The sequence below is a fragment of the Streptomyces sp. NPDC027189 genome (assembly GCF_055566975.1).
Genome location: NZ_JBVHRI010000031.1, coordinates 52,826 through 67,753 on the forward strand (window position 1 = coordinate 52,826; position 14,928 = coordinate 67,753).

The 14,928-nt window shown below is 69.1% G+C and carries 12 protein-coding genes; 3 read left to right on the top strand and 9 right to left on the bottom strand.

Annotated features, from left to right (window positions below; genetic code table 11):
• Positions 1-293: 293 nt before the first annotated feature.
• From ACZ4RZ_RS42875 to ACZ4RZ_RS42885, 3 genes are all read right to left on the bottom strand, one after another.
• Entirely contained in the window at positions 294-920 is a 627-nt protein-coding gene (locus tag ACZ4RZ_RS42875) for a hypothetical protein (RefSeq protein WP_467752979.1), read from the bottom strand.
• A 68-nt stretch (positions 921-988) separates the two neighbouring features.
• Positions 989-1,690 (bottom strand): ribonuclease HII, encoded by a 702-nt coding sequence (locus ACZ4RZ_RS42880; RefSeq protein WP_467752980.1) that lies wholly within the window; start codon positions 1,688-1,690, stop codon positions 989-991.
• 82 nt (positions 1,691-1,772) lie between these two features.
• Positions 1,773-2,396, bottom strand: a complete 624-nt coding sequence (locus ACZ4RZ_RS42885; RefSeq protein ID WP_467752981.1) for a TetR/AcrR family transcriptional regulator — start codon at positions 2,394-2,396, stop codon at positions 1,773-1,775.
• 173 nt (positions 2,397-2,569) lie between these two features.
• On the opposite strand from ACZ4RZ_RS42885, the gene ACZ4RZ_RS42890 reads away from it, so the two are divergent.
• The gene (locus ACZ4RZ_RS42890) at positions 2,570-4,117 is read left to right on the top strand and encodes an MFS transporter (protein WP_467752982.1); all 1,548 of its coding nucleotides are present in this window, start codon (positions 2,570-2,572) and stop codon (positions 4,115-4,117) included.
• A 134-nt stretch (positions 4,118-4,251) separates the two neighbouring features.
• On the opposite strand, the gene ACZ4RZ_RS42895 is transcribed toward ACZ4RZ_RS42890, so the two are convergent.
• The 4 genes from ACZ4RZ_RS42895 to ACZ4RZ_RS42910 form a co-directional block, all read right to left on the bottom strand.
• Complete coding sequence (locus tag ACZ4RZ_RS42895) at positions 4,252-5,724, bottom strand: DUF4153 domain-containing protein (protein WP_467752983.1); 1,473 nt, start codon at positions 5,722-5,724, stop codon at positions 4,252-4,254.
• A 565-nt stretch (positions 5,725-6,289) separates the two neighbouring features.
• Positions 6,290-7,219 (bottom strand): ADP-ribosylglycohydrolase family protein, encoded by a 930-nt coding sequence (locus tag ACZ4RZ_RS42900; RefSeq protein ID WP_467752984.1) that lies wholly within the window; start codon positions 7,217-7,219, stop codon positions 6,290-6,292.
• 12 nt (positions 7,220-7,231) lie between these two features.
• Positions 7,232-7,891: a histidine phosphatase family protein gene (locus ACZ4RZ_RS42905; protein WP_467752985.1), complete on the bottom strand. Its 660-nt coding sequence runs from the start codon at positions 7,889-7,891 to the stop codon at positions 7,232-7,234.
• 106 nt (positions 7,892-7,997) lie between these two features.
• On the bottom strand, positions 7,998-8,603 hold the full coding sequence (locus tag ACZ4RZ_RS42910; protein WP_406174206.1) for a DUF4937 domain-containing protein: 606 nt from the start codon (positions 8,601-8,603) through the stop codon (positions 7,998-8,000).
• 155 nt (positions 8,604-8,758) lie between these two features.
• Between ACZ4RZ_RS42910 and ACZ4RZ_RS42915 the strand changes: the two genes are divergently transcribed.
• Positions 8,759-9,292, top strand: coding sequence for a TerD family protein (locus tag ACZ4RZ_RS42915; RefSeq protein WP_467752986.1), 534 nt, complete (start codon positions 8,759-8,761; stop codon positions 9,290-9,292).
• Between the two features lie 138 nt (positions 9,293-9,430).
• Here ACZ4RZ_RS42915 and ACZ4RZ_RS42920 read toward each other — a convergent pair whose 3' ends face one another.
• Positions 9,431-12,325 (bottom strand): vitamin B12-dependent ribonucleotide reductase, encoded by a 2,895-nt coding sequence (locus ACZ4RZ_RS42920; RefSeq protein WP_467752987.1) that lies wholly within the window; start codon positions 12,323-12,325, stop codon positions 9,431-9,433.
• A gap of 150 nt (positions 12,326-12,475) precedes the next feature.
• Complete coding sequence (nrdR, locus tag ACZ4RZ_RS42925) at positions 12,476-13,039, bottom strand: transcriptional regulator NrdR (protein WP_467752988.1); 564 nt, start codon at positions 13,037-13,039, stop codon at positions 12,476-12,478.
• A gap of 519 nt (positions 13,040-13,558) precedes the next feature.
• Here nrdR and lexA point away from each other — a divergent pair.
• On the top strand, positions 13,559-14,335 hold the full coding sequence (gene lexA, locus ACZ4RZ_RS42930; protein ID WP_189188217.1) for a transcriptional repressor LexA: 777 nt from the start codon (positions 13,559-13,561) through the stop codon (positions 14,333-14,335).
• Positions 14,336-14,928: the final 593 nt, after the last annotated feature.

The window sequence follows — 14,928 nt, forward strand, 5'->3', positions numbered from 1 at the left end:
CACACGGCGGTGCCACCTCACGCCGAGCTGTCGAGGTGCCGCGACAGGCATGGGTGAGACGACACAGCGGTGATCCAGCGATCAGTGGGCCGGCCTCGCGCATCACGCCCACCCCAGGAACTTACGACAGACATACGACACAGACAGCGGGCACACAGCGGCAGGCGCACACAAAGGCGCTCCACGCACGCGTGCGTACTGCAGGCATACCGAAGCGACCGCCGTACAGGTGCCGCCGCGGCGGCACCCTCAGCGTTCCACCGAACGAATCCCGGACGGTGTCCGGAGCCCGCTCAGACGCCCGCGCCCAGCACCGAGTTGATCTGCTGCGGGTCGCCGCAGACGATCAGCAAAGCGCCGGCCCGGCCGAGGGCCAGAGGCAGGGCCGAGGCGGCGGCAGCGTCAGGACCGCCGTTGACGGCGACCACGACCACGGGACGGGACGCGGCCCGGCCCGCGACGGAGGCGTCGGCGTAGAAGACGTCGTCGCCCGCGTCGTGCTGCGCCCAGTACGCGGCCTCACCGAAGGAGAGTTCGTGCGCGGCCCACGGGTGCGGTTCGCCGGTGGTGATCACCAGCACCTCACCAGGGGCGCGGCCCGACTCCAACAGCAGGTCGACGGCTTCTTCGGCGGCGTCCAGCGCACCCTGGGCCGAGGCCGGGATCAGCTGAATCTGCGGAGTGGCGGCAGCGGGTGCGGCCGCCGGGGCGGAGGGTCCCGGCGAGGCCACGACCGGCTCGCGCGGGGTGCGTTGGACCGGCATCGGCCGGACAGGACCCGGACGGCCGGGACGCGGCGGAGCCGCGGGACGGGGGCCGGGTACGGGGCGGGGGGTCGGCGCGTTGCGGCCACTGGCCGGAGTGGCGCGGGGACCCTGGGCACTCTCGTGAATCTGAGGCTCCTCGGGAATGAGAGGCATGAGCTGATATTTATCAAACGCCGGTGCGACGCGCGTCGGCGGGTGGCACTTGAGTGCGAGCGGAATCGTCAGAAATCGAAGCCGAGCTGACCCTCGATCTCCGGAACGTTTCCGTCCGCCCAGCTGCGGACCTTCTTGAGGTGCCGCCACTGGGGCAGCGCATCAAGATACGCCCACGACAACCGGTGGTACGGGGTGGGGCCCCGCTCCTCCAGCGCGGCCTTGTGGACCGGCGACGGGTACCCGGCGTTGGCCGCAAAACCGAAGTCTGCATGGTCGATACCCAGTTCGGCCATCATTTTGTCGCGCTGAACCTTGGCGATCACCGAAGCCGCCGCGACGGCGACGCAGGACCGGTCGCCCTTGATCACCGTACGGACCCGCCAGGGAGCGCCGAGATAGTCGTGCTTCCCGTCGAGAATGACCGCGTCGGGACGGACCGGCAGGGCCTCCAGGGCGCGTACGGCCGCAAGGCGCAGCGCGGCCGTCATCCCCAGGTCGTCGATCTCCTCCGGTGAGGCATGCCCCAGGGCGTACGACGTCACCCATTTCTCCAACTTCGCGGCGAGCGCGGTACGCCGCTTGACGGTCAGGAGCTTGGAGTCGGTGAGCCCTTCGGGCGGACGGCGCAGTCCCGTGACGGCGGCGCAGACGGTGACCGGGCCGGCCCACGCGCCGCGGCCCACCTCGTCGACACCGGCAATGATCTTCGCTCCGGTCGTGGCGCGGAGGGAGCGCTCGACGGTGTGGGTGGGTGGCTCGTACGGCATGGCGCCCTCAGCCTACGCCGCCCGGAGCCCGTCGCGACACCCAGGTTTCCCGGAGCAACCAGGGTGTCCGTACGGGAGTCGGTCAGGCGGCCCGTTGCCGCAGCAGCGGGACCATCAGCTGGTCGATCATCTCCTCCAGGTCCCGCTCACTCCATTCGCTCGCGCACACCTTGGAGCGGTACATCATCATCGCCGGGATGGCGTCGAAGACATAGGCGTTCGCGGCGTCGGGACGCACTTCTCCCCGCTCGATTCCGCGGTCGATGACCTCGCGAAGTAGGCGCATGTTCGGCTCGATGACCCCACCGAGGATCACCCGATGAAAACGTTCGGCCTGGGCTGCGTCGCATTCGTAAAGCACCGAACGCAGGGCGAATCCGGGCTGCGAGAACATCGCCTCACGCACCCGTCGGCACAGCTCCAGGAGGTCCTCCCGGACGCTCCCGAGATCAGGTGCCCCCGCCAGGCTCGGGAGCCCGGCCTGGAGCGCGTCCGCGACAAGATCCTCCTTGGACGGCCAGCGGCGGTAGACCGCGGCCTTGCCGGTCTGGGCGCGCGCGGCGACACCTTCCATCGTGAGCCCATTCCAGCCGACTGTGCCGAGCTGCTCCAGCGCGGCCTCCAGGATCGCGCGCTCGAGTACGGCACCGCGTCGGCGCGAGGAGGCCGTCTGAGCGGGGGCGGCCGTCCAACGCGAAGTAACCATCTGAGTGTCTCCGTTGTGCAGGGGGAGCGGGATTTTCGGGGAGGAGCGAGCGATCGAGTTGGCGTCCAGCGGCAGCGACTTCAGTGAACGCTTGCGTTCACTGTCGGGGAATCACTACCTTTGACGCGGCAGTGAACGCGAGCGTTCACTAACGCACTTGTGGGGGACCCATAGTGACAACCTCTCAGTTGATTAAGGACCCAAAGCCAGGAGCGGCCCGCCGGGAGGGGCATCCCGGCATCGCGCTCGCCGTCATCGCGGCCTGCCAACTCATGGTGGTACTCGACGCGACGATTGTGAACATCGCGCTCCCGCACATTCAAGACGCGCTCAAGTTCAGCACGACCGACCTGACATGGGTGGTCAGCGCGTACACACTCACCTTCGGTGGCCTGCTGCTTCTCGGCGCCCGGGCCGGTGACATCCTCGGTCGGCGCCGGGTCTTCATGACCGGCATCCTGCTGTTCACCTTCGCCTCGCTGCTCGGCGGACTCGCCCAGGAACCGTGGCAGTTGCTGGCCGCGCGTGCCCTGCAGGGCGTCGGTGGCGCGATCGCGTCGCCCACATCGCTGGCGCTCATCACCACCACGTTCCCCGAGGGCCCGGAGCGGAACCGGGCGTTCGCCGTCTTCGCCACGGTCTCGGCCGGCGGTGGCGCGATCGGTCTCCTCACCGGCGGCATGCTCACGGAGTGGCTCGACTGGCGGTGGGTCCTCTTCGTCAATGTACCCATCGGCGTCCTGATCGCCGTCCTCACGCCGATGTACATCAGCGAGTCCGAACGCCACCCCGGGCGCTTCGACGTCGCGGGTGCGCTCACCTCGACGGCCGGAATGGCGTCCCTGGTGTACGGCTTCATCCGTGCCGCGGAGGAAGGCTGGCGGGACAGCCTCACCATCGGGTCGTTCGGCGCGGCCGTGGTGCTGCTGCTGGCCTTCGGGGTCATCGAGACGCGGGCCAAGGATCCCATCACCCCGCTGAAGATGTTCGCCGACCGCAATCGCTCGGGCACGTACGTGATCATGCTGAGCCTCGCCGCGGCGATGTTCGGCATGTTCTTCTACATCGTGCTCTTCGTGCAGAACGTGCTGGGGTACAGCCCGATCTCGGCCGGTGTGGCCTTCCTGCCGGTGACAGTCGCGATCGCGGTCGGCGCGGGTCTGTCGCAGCGGTTCCTGCCAGTGCTCGGCCCCAAGCCGTTCATGCTGGTCGGCTCGACGCTCGTCGCGCTCGGGCTCGGCTGGCAGACGTTCATCAGCCCCGACAGTTCGTACGTCGGCGGAGTGCTCGGCCCGATGCTGCTGTTCGGCTTCGGCATGGGCCTGAACTTCGTGACGCTGACGGTCACCTCGGTCTCGGGTGTCGCCCAGCACGAGGCGGGCGCGGCCTCCGGTCTGCTCAACGTCACCCAGCAGGTGGGCGGTTCGCTGGGCCTCTCCATCCTCACCACGGTCTTCGGCTCGGCCAGCCGTGACGAGGCGGAGAAGCAGATGCCGAAGTTCCTGACGGACGCCTCGGCCGAGCAGAAGGCGGAGTTCGCCAAGACGCACCAGCTGCCCGCTCCTTGGGGTCATCAGGTGCTCGCCGAGGGAATCTCGACCGCCTTCATACCGGCGGCCGCGATGGCGCTGCTTGCCCTAATCACTGCCGCATTGGTGATCCGGGTCCGCAAGAGCGACCTGGACGCCCTCTCCGGCACGGCAGGACCCGCCGGGGGCTGACAAGGGCGCTGCGGAGGCCGGACCAGGGTCCGGGGGACCCTGGGGACGGGGACCCGCCGGCGAGGACGCCGGTTGTCCGGCCTCCGCAGTACGACACAAAGAACGCCCCTAGCCAGAAAGGCGGGAGCGGGCGCTCACCGGTACATGAGGTCGTCCGCCACCCGGCTGCACACGCTCCAGTCCGGGTCCTTCGACGGGGGCCGGTCACGAAGGATGTCCCGCGCGTGCGCCTCGCCCCAACTGGTGGCGTACCAGGGGCCCTCGTCGTCTCCCAGTTCGACTGCGACGGAGCTCAGCGCGCAGGAGCGCAACGGCTCCTTCAGCTTGTCGAGGGCTGGTACGGCGTCGGCGGACAGCCCACGCGCGTACTCGAGGTCGAATTTGCCCGTGTCCTCGTACCGCTGAACGTTGCGCTCGGCGATCAGTCCGTCGGGCGACATCAGTCCGAACGCGAGCACGCCCGCCGCCGCACTGGCCGCGACAGCACGTGGCAGCCAGCGGGCACCCCAGACCCCGGCCGCCATGATGAGCACGATGATCAGGCCGAGCCAGAGCTCCACGGCCACCACCGAGACCCTCAGCCGTGTCAGCCCATAGGCCTCCACATACATGTCCATACGTCGCACCGCCGATGCGACGACAACGAGCGCCAGCCCGCACAGAGTTCCCAGCACACCCCGCACCAGCTTCCGGTCGCCCGCCTCGTCGCGCGGCGCCCAGCGCAGCGCGAACACGATGACGAGCAGGGTCAGAAGCGTGACGAGCAGCAGCTGCCAGAATCCCTGACGGGCGTATTCGGCGTACGTCTGGCCGGTCTTCTTCAGTACGGCGTCGTATCCGCCGAACAGCACAGCCAGTTGGACCGCGTTGAAGGCCGCGAAGAGCGCGGTGAGCACGATCAGTGGCAGCGCCCACTCCAAGCGGCCGCGAGGGCGGCCCTTGGGCACTTCGACCCGGTCCCACTGGACGGGCGCGGCGGCCGTGTGGGCCGCCGCGAGCGCTCCCACCAGGCCGAGGACCAGAAGCACAACGCGCCAGGGGCCGCCGGAGACGGACGCGTCCGGCATCAGTTCGCCCAGCAGATCCGCGAACGCCGCGTCGGCCCCCGCGAACAGCGCTCCGAAGACCAGCAGCAGGACCGCGGTCACGGCGAGCGCACGCAGCCCCGCACCCACGCTGCGGCGCGCTCCGCCGAACCGTTCGCGCAGCCCGCGCCAGCCCCAGGTGGGGCCGGTGACCAGGGCGTTGAACACGCCGATGGGGCCGAGCAGGACGGCGGGCCAGGTGCGGCCGCCGTGCAGCGCGAGCGAGCCCAGCGCGACCGCGGTGACGACCGCGAGGAACGAAGGCCAGTCAGCGTCGCGCAGGGCGGGCACGATGAGCAGACCGATGCCGCCGATGCCCCAGACCAGCGTCCACGCGCGCGTGCGTCGTCCCGCGGCCTGGGCGGCGAAGTACGCGGCGAGCGCGGCGGGAATCGCGACCAGCAGGAGATTGAGCGCCAGGCCGTCATCGAGAAGCAGCATGCTGAGCACGCCGGTGGCGAGCGCGGCCCACAGCGTGGCCGTACGCACCGGGGCGGGTGACCTGACCTGAAGCCCGGACAACCAGGGGACGGGGGTGGGCGACGGGTAGGCCCAGCCGGATTCCTGTTCCGCTTCCTCTTCCGCCTCGGTGGCATCCCCCTTGGAGCCGGATTCGGGGCTCGGCCCAGTCGATTCAGGTTCCCCCGGATCCGCCGAAGCCGCGGATTCCGTTGGATCGGCGGGAGCGGTCGGCTCCGTCGCCTCCTTCGGCCCCGTGACCTTCCTTGGCTCCTCGCCCTCCCTTGGCTCCTTCGCCTCCGGATCCCTCGGCTTCGCCGGTCTCTGGCCTCTCGGCTCGGACGCGGACGGTATGTCGGACACAGCACCCCCTCCCAGCCGGCCTCTGGACAGCCCACAACACGCCACAGTGGCGGAAGGCTGCTGACCGGTGTCTCGTCGGAGCACGCCCGTGGTGATCAACAGGCGGCGTGGCGGACAGGGTATGCACGGGCAAGGCGCCTGAGGGAGTGGCGGCCGTGCTGTAGCAAGCCTGTGACACAGATGACCGGCATTGGCCACGGTCGCCGGCTCCCGAGGCAGGCCTCTGGGACTTCACGCGGGGCGCGGGGCGCTCCGCGCGGCCGCCCTATGCGCCGCTCGCCGTACGCCGGTACGCGGGACCCGGCACCCATTCCGGCAGCCCCTCGGTGCGCTCCACCCAGGCAGCCGGTGGCGCTCCCGCCTTTCCCGCGGCGACCGCCCCGCCCACGATGGCGCAGGTGGTGTCCACGTCACCGCCGACCTGGGCGGTGACCCAGAAGGCCTCTTGGTAGTCACCGAGGGCCCGGGCCGCCGACCAGAGCGCGAACGGCACGGTGTCGTGCGCCGACGTACGCCGTCCGCAGCCCAGGACGGCGGCCACGGTCGCGGCGTCCCCGTAGTCGAGCATGTCCCGGGCGCGCCGCAGACCCGCGCCGACGGCGCTGCGCGGCACGAGCGCGACGACGCCGTCGAGCAGCGCCTCGGCGCTCGGCGGGCCCGCCGGGTCGGCCGCCAGAGCCGCGGCCGCGGCGACGGCCATGGCACCGACCACGGCCTCGCGGTGCTGGTGCGTGGGGTACGCGGAGATCTCCGCCTGGTGCGTCGCCTGCTCCGGGTCGTCGGCGTACCAGGCGCCCAGGGGGGCGATCCGCATCGCGGCGCCGTTGCCCCACGAGCCCTGGCCCTTGAAGAGCGCGGATGCCAGCTCACGCCAGTCGCCGCCCTCCCTGATCAGCCGCAGCAGCCTGTTGACCGCGGGCCCGTAGCCCCGGTCGAAGTCGTGGTGCTCGGCGAAGGAGCGGGCCAGTTCGTCCTGGTCGATGCGGTGGTGCGCGGCCAAAACGGCCACTACGGAGCAGGCCATTTCGGTGTCGTCGGTCCACTGCCAGGGGCGGGGCGGCAGCTCACGGCGCTTGAGCAGCGGGTAGTTCGCGGGCACGAAGAACTGCGAGCCCAGCGCGTCCCCCACCGCGAGTCCGCGCAGGCTGGCCAGGGCGCGGTCCAGGCGCCTGTCGGGGGAGGAGTCAGCGGTCATCGCCCTGCCACTCTATCCGGTGACTCCGTACGATTCCGGATCACGCCATTGCTCGAAAGGCCGGTCAAGCGTGTACCTGCCGTCCTCCCCCAGAACGAGCATCCGCGTCTCCCCGTTCCCCGGGTTCGACAGCGATTCGAATTCCGCGACCGTCCAGTGGAACCAGCGCATGCAGAACAGCCGCATGGCCAGGCCATGGGTCACCAGGAGCACGTTCGGCGGGTGGTCGGGGGCCTCGAAGCTGCGGTACAGGCTCTCCAGGAAGCCACCGACCCGGTCATACACGTCGGCCCCGGACTCGCCCTGCGCGAAGCGGTAGAAGAAGTGCCCGTACGCGTCCCGGTACGCCTTCTGGAGGCGTACGTCGTCACGGTCCTGCCAGTTGCCCCAGTCCTGCTCGCGCAGTCGCGGCTCCTCGCGCACCCGTACGAGGTCGGGGTCGAGATGGAAGGCGCGGAACGTCTCGTGCGTGCGGCGGTAGGGCGACACGTAAACGCTTACGCGCTCGCGTCCAAAGAGCTCCCGCAGCTGTTTGCCCGTGTCCTCCGCCTGCTGCCACCCCTTCTCCGTGAGCGCCAGAGCGTGGTCGGGCTCGCGTTCGTACACGGTGTCATCGGCATTGCCCACCGACTCGCCGTGCCGGACAAGAACGATGCGCCGTGGTCGTGCCATGCCAATGACCCTAGATCGTGTCGCGGCCGATCGAGCACTCGTGCGGGCTCCATACGATGTAGGTCACACGGCTCCCCGCACACAGGAATCACACCACGTGGCCCGATCAGACCGTCCAGCCGGGCTCCAGGTCCACGATGTCACCCGCGAGGGCCGCGACGTCGGCCTCGATCTGGGCGCGCAGCGCGAGCCGCTCCACCCGCTCGGCGCGGTACTTGCCGTGCTCGGCCGCCGACTGCCACATGGACAGGATCAGGAACTCATGGCCGGGCGCCTCGCCGAACAGGCCGCGCACCATGCCGGGCGAGCCGGCCATCGCGGGGTTCCAGACCTTCTCCTGCATCAAAGCGAAGTGCTCGGCACGCTCCTCGTGAATCCGGCAGTGGGCCACGCGCACCAGGTCGGCGTCCGTGAAGCGCGGTTCGAAGCCGGTCTTCACGTCGAAGCGGTGATCGAACAATTTGACCTGGGAGTCCTTGAAGGTGCCCGACTGAGCGGCGGCGAGCCGGTCGTGGGAGCGGGCCATGAAGGAGTCGTAGAAGGCACGGCTTTCCCAGAAGGCGAAGACATGTGCGACGCCGGACCGCCCCCGACTCCATCCCCCGCCCTGTCCCCGGAAACCCGGCTCCCCCAGAAGCCCCGCCCACTTTCGCTGCCCCCGCTCGAAACCGCGGCGGTCCACCACGGTGCAGCGAATCCACTTGACCAGCACCGCGCCATCGTAAGGCCACGGAGCGTGGCGCTGGTCACGCTCCGGCGGACTACATCCGCGCGAGCGCCCCGGCGCGCGTGGCACGATGGACAACCGGCCCTGACCACAGGCTAGTTCGGCCAGGGAGCAGATGGGGAACGGGGAGGGGAGATCCGGTGAACGGTCTCAACAAGGGAATCCGCAAGGTCGAGCTGGCGGTGAAGTGGGATCCGAGTCCTGTGGGGCAGCCCGCAACCGATCTCGACATCATCGCGGCGACCTATCTGGCGGCCGCTCCGGGCGAAAACCCGGCCTACGTAGTCCACTTCGACAGCCGCTCGCCGGACGGCACCATCTATCTGAACCGGGACAGCAAGGACGGCAAGGGCTTCGGCTGGGACGAGGTCATGACACTGGAGCTGGACCGCCTGGACAGCCGCTACGCGCGCGTGGTGGTCGGCGTCCTCATCCAACAGCGCGCCGGTCACAAGGCGTTCGTGGGTGTGCTCAATCCCGCCTTCCGTATGCGTGAGGGCTACACCGTCCTCGCGGAGGACAACTTCGGCGACGTCCTGGGGGCTACTGCCGCGACCGTGGGGGAGTTCGTACGCGACGACTCTGGAGAGTGGACGTTCCACCCGGGCATTCACGGCTACGACACGGACCCGGCGACCTTCGCCAGGGTCATGGGCAGCCCTCAGGACGCCTGATCGCACTCCCCTGGGGACCGCATTCCAGAAACAGGCCTCTCCGAAGAACCGGGACAGCCGAAACCGGCTCTCCGTAGCGCCACGAAAACGCCGAAGGGCGGCACGGCCGGTGGCCGTGCCGCCCTTCAGGGCCTCGGATCAGCTGCAGCCGCTGGTCGAACCGCAGCCCTCGCAGATGTAGCAGGAACCGGCCCGCTGCATCTTCGTGCCGCAGGAGAAGCACAGGGGAGCGTCCGCCTGGATGCCCAGCTGCATCTCCACCAGTTCGGCACTGGTGTGGGCCTGCTTCGGAGCGGGCTTGGCCGCCTCGACCTCGGCCTTAGGGGTGGCGACGGCCTTCAGCTCCTGCGCACGGGGCGCGGACTGGGCCAGGCCCTCGACGTCGACCTCGTCGTCGGCGGGCTCGTAGGAGCCCGTCTCCAGGTGACGCTGACGCTCCTCGGCGGAGTGGATACCGAGCGCGGAGCGGGTCTCGAAGGGCAGGAAGTCCAGCGCCAGGCGGCGGAAGATGTAGTCGACGATCGACTGCGCCATCCGCACGTCCGGGTCGTCCGTCATGCCCGCCGGCTCGAAGCGCATGTTCGTGAACTTCGAGACGTACGTCTCCAGGGGCACGCCGTACTGCAGACCCACCGAGACGGCGATCGAGAAGGCGTCCATCATGCCCGCGAGGGTGGAGCCCTGCTTCGACATCTTCAGGAAGACCTCGCCGAGACCGTCGTCCGGGTAGGAGTTGGCGGTCATGTAGCCCTCGGCGCCGCCGACCGTGAAGGAGGTCGTGATCCCAGGACGGCCCTTGGGGAGGCGCTTGCGGACCGGGCGGTACTCGACGACCTTCTCGACCGCGGTGCGGATGGTCTCCTCGGCCTTGGCCGTGACCTCGGCCTTCTCCTTCGCCTTGGTCTTGGCGGAGAGGGGCTGGCCGACCTTGCAGTTGTCGCGGTAGATCGCGAGTGCCTTGACGCCCATCTTCCAGGCCTCGAAGTAGATCTCCTCGACCTCTTCGACCGTGGCCGACTCCGGCATGTTGACCGTCTTGGACAGCGCGCCGGAGATCCACGGCTGGATCGCGGCCATCATGCGGACGTGGCCCATCGCGGAGATGGAGCGCTCGCCCATGGCGCAGTCGAAGACCTCGTAGTGCTCGTGCTTGAGGCCCGGGGCGTCGACGACATTGCCGTTCTCGGCGATGTGGGCGACGATCGCCTCGATCTGCTCCTCCTGGTATCCCAGGCGGCGCAGAGCCTGCGGCACGGTGCCGTTGACGATCTGCATCGAGCCGCCGCCGACCAGCTTCTTGAACTTGACCAGCGCGAGGTCGGGCTCAAGACCGGTGGTGTCGCAGGACATCGCGAGACCGATGGTGCCGGTCGGGGCGATGACGGAAGCCTGCGAGTTGCGGAAGCCGTTCTTCTCGCCGAGGCGGATCACGTCCTGCCAGGCCTCCGTGGCGGCGGCCCAGATCGGGGTGTCCAGGTCGTCCATGCGGACGGCCTCGGCGTTGGCGTCGGCGTGCTGCTTCATGACGCGCTGGTGCGGCTGCGCGTTGCGGGCGTAGCCGTCGTACGGGCCGACGACCGCGGCGAGCTCGGCGGACCGCTTGTACGAAGTGCCGGTCATCAGCGAGGTGATGGCGCCGGCGAGGGCGCGGCCGCCGTCGGAGTCGTACGCGTGGCCGGTCGCCATCAGGAGGGCGCCGAGGTTGGCGTAACCGATGCCCAGCTGACGGAAGGCGCGGGTGTTCTCGCCGATCTTCTGGGTCGGGAAGTCCGCGAAGCAGATCGAGATGTCCATCGCGGTGATGACCAGCTCGACGACCTTCGAGAAGCGCTCGACGTCGAAGGACTGGCGGCCCTTGCCGTCGTCCTTCAGGAACTTCATCAGGTTCAGCGAGGCGAGGTTGCAGGACGTGTTGTCCAGGTGCATGTACTCGCTGCACGGGTTCGAGCCGTTGATACGGCCGGACTCCGGGCACGTGTGCCAGTGGTTGATCGTGTCGTCGTACTGGATGCCCGGGTCGGCGCAGGCCCAGGCGGCCTCGGCCATCTTGCGGAACAGCGCCTTGGCGTCGACCTCCTCGATGACCTCGCCGGTCATGCGGGACGTCAGGCCGAACTTGCCGCCCGACTCGACGGCCTTCATGAACGTGTCGTTCACACGGACCGAGTTGTTGGCGTTCTGGTACTGGACGGACGTGATGTCGTCGCCGCCCAGGTCCATGTCGAAGCCCGCGTCACGCAGGGCGCGGATCTTCTCCTCCTCCTTGACCTTGGTCTCGATGAAGTCCTCGATGTCGGGGTGGTCGACGTCCAGGATGACCATCTTGGCCGCGCGGCGCGTGGCGCCACCCGACTTGATCGTTCCTGCGGAGGCGTCGGCACCGCGCATGAAGGAGACGGGACCCGAGGCGTTGCCGCCCGAGGAGAGGAGCTCCTTGGAGGAGCGGATGCGGGAGAGGTTCAGGCCGGCGCCGGAGCCGCCCTTGAAGATCATGCCCTCTTCCTTGTACCAGTCGAGAATCGACTCCATGGAGTCGTCGACGGACAGGATGAAGCAGGCGGAGACCTGCTGGGGCTGCGGCGTGCCGACGTTGAACCACACCGGGGAGTTGAAGCTGAAGATCTGGTGCAGGAGGGCGTACGCCAGCTCGTGCTCGAAGATCTCGGCGTCGGCGGGCGAGGCGAAGTACTTGTAGTCCTCACCGGCCTTCCGGTACGTCTTCACAATGCGGTCGATGAGCTGCTTGAGGCTCACCTCGCGCTGCGGGGTGCCGACGGCACCGCGGAAGTACTTGCTGGTGACGATGTTGACCGCGTTCACCGACCAGAAGCCGGGGAACTCGACGCCACGCTGCTCGAAGTTGACCGAGCCGTCGCGCCAGTTGGTCATGACGACGTCACGGCGCTCCCACTCCACCTCGTCGTACGGGTGCACGCCGGGGGTGGTGTGGATGCGCTCGATGCGCAGCCCCTTGCTGGCCTTGGTGCCCTTGGCGCGGGAACCTCGTGCCGGACCGCTCGCCGTCTCTGTCATGCCGCCTCCCTGTATCGGGCTAAAACGCCCTGAAGTGCCTCGTTCTTCCCGTGGCACGGTGTGTGTCTGGTGCTGCGCGCGCCGTATGCGCGGCCGCCCGCAGCAGGTCCGTGGTCGCCGCCGATGAGCCGACTCAAGTCGGCCTTCCCCTCAGTCGGCGGCGCTGGCGGGCACGGGGACCTGGACGGCCTCTCCGGACCCGCGGTCGCATTCCGGGCGCTCCGCGGCGGCGTCTTCGTCGTCCGCCTCGTCCGCGGTGGGCCGCTGCCTCGTCTCTTCCCTGAGTTCCGCGATGGCGGCCTCGAAGTCCTCGAGCGAGTCGAACGCCCGGTAGACGGACGCGAACCGCAGATAGGCGACGAGGTCGAGTTCCTGCAACGGGCCGAGTATGGCCAGCCCCACGTCGTGGGTGGTCAGTTCGGCACTTCCGGTGGCCCGCACCGCCTCCTCGACCCGCTGGCCGAGCTGGGCGAGTGCGTCCTCGGTGACAGGCCGCCCCTGGCAGGCCTTGCGCACGCCGTTGATGACCTTGGTACGGCTGAAGGGCTCGGTCACGCCGGAGCGCTTGACCACCATCAGCGAGCACGTCTCCACGGTCGTGAAACGACGGGAGCAGTCGGGGCACTGGCGGCGCCTGCGGATCGACGTGCCGTCATCCGTCGTACGACTGTCGACGACGCGGCTGTCGGGGTGCCTGCAGAAGGGGCAGTGCATGGCTCCAACCCTCCTTCACAGCACGACTCATAGACCTCTCGAGACCTCTCGGGCCCCTCGAAGCAGCCCCAAGCATAGGCGATGGCCGCAGGCCCGGAGACCTGGGGGACCACAACACTTGGGCTGCTGTTGCAATCCAACCACTAGATGTGGGGATCGACGCGAAGAATGGCCCACGTCGCGCGTGTCGCATGCGTATTGGCATGTGCCGCACGGCCATACCGATCCCGGACACACGGCGATACCGTGGTGGCCGTGCAGATTGGGGGGTCGGTACCCGGTTGACGGGGTGCCGGGTGGCAGACTGGACCGCAGCGCACATCTGTCGGCACGATCATCGCCCCGGCGGTGAAGAGTGCAGCAATACGCCCTTTTGTCCGCCAGGTGCAGCGTTAGCCATACACCCAGACACATGATCACGACAGGCAATCCGCGTTTTTTCACTCGAACGTGTGTTTGGCGCAACCTTTCGAAAGCAACTACCGTTGTCCAGCAGGGAGACCATCGAGAGGGGCCGACGTGACCACCACCGCAGACAGTGCCACCATCACTGCCCAGGACCGCTCCCAGGGCCGACTCGAGCCGGTGCATGCGATGAACGAAGCCGTGAATCATGAGGGACCCAAGCGCTCCCTGCCGGGCCGACCTCCAGGCATCCGGGCGGACAGCTCCGGGCTCACAGACCGCCAGCGCCGGGTGATCGAGGTGATCAGGGACTCGGTGCAGCGACGCGGCTACCCGCCGTCGATGCGGGAGATCGGACAGGCGGTCGGCCTCTCCAGCACCTCCTCGGTCGCGCATCAACTGATGGCGCTGGAGCGCAAAGGCTTCCTGCGTCGCGACCCGCACCGCCCGCGCGCGTATGAGGTCCGAGGCTCCGACCAGTCCTCGGTACAGCCCACCGACACAGCGGGCAAGCCTGCCGCGTCGTACGTCCCGCTGGTCGGCCGGATCGCCGCCGGTGGCCCGATCCTCGCCGAGGAGTCGGTCGAGGACGTCTTCCCCCTCCCTCGCCAGCTGGTCGGTGACGGCGAGCTGTTCGTCCTCAAGGTCGTCGGCGACTCGATGATCGAAGCCGCCATCTGCGACGGGGACTGGGTGACGGTCCGCCGCCAGCCGGTCGCGGAGAACGGCGACATCGTGGCCGCGATGCTCGACGGCGAAGCCACGGTGAAGCGCTTCAAGCGCGAGGACGGGCACGTGTGGCTGCTGCCGCACAACTCCGCGTACCAGCCGATTCCCGGCGACGAGGCGACCATCCTCGGCAAGGTCGTGGCAGTGCTGCGGCGGGTGTAACCACCTGCGAAGGGCGGGACGCGCCGCCCCGCCCCTGACCGGGCCCCGGGACCAACTGCGCCGGTTCCGGGGCCCTGCGTTTTTCTGGCCGGGGGCCTTGGCAGGGAGGTGGGGTTCCTGGGCCGGGGCTTTGGGTGGGGGTGCGCCTTTCCAGGGCCAGGGGCTCTGCGCAGGGTGCGCTTCCAGGGCCAGGGACTCTGCGCAGGGTGCGCTTCGTTGGCCAAGGTGCGCGGGGTGCGCTTCCTTGGCCGAGGGCGCTGCGTGGGGGTGCGCGCCCCAGGCTGGGGGCCTCGCGTGGGGTGCGCTTTCTGGACCAGGAGCTCTGCGTGTTCTTCCTGGACCAGGAGCTCTGCGTGGGATGCGGTGCCCAGGCTGGGGAGCCTCGCGTGAGGGTGTGTGCGCCTCCTGGGTCGGGGATCTGGGTCTCCGGGGCGCTTCCCCAGCGGGGGTGGGCGGGCAGCAATGCTGTTCGGCCGGGGATTGCGGGGCGCATCGGTCGACGGCCGGGCAGGCGAGGCGCTCCCGCACCGGTGATTTGGCCGCGCGCTGGGCCGTCCTGCGGAGGACTGTGGGGCTCCCTTCCCGGATGGGCG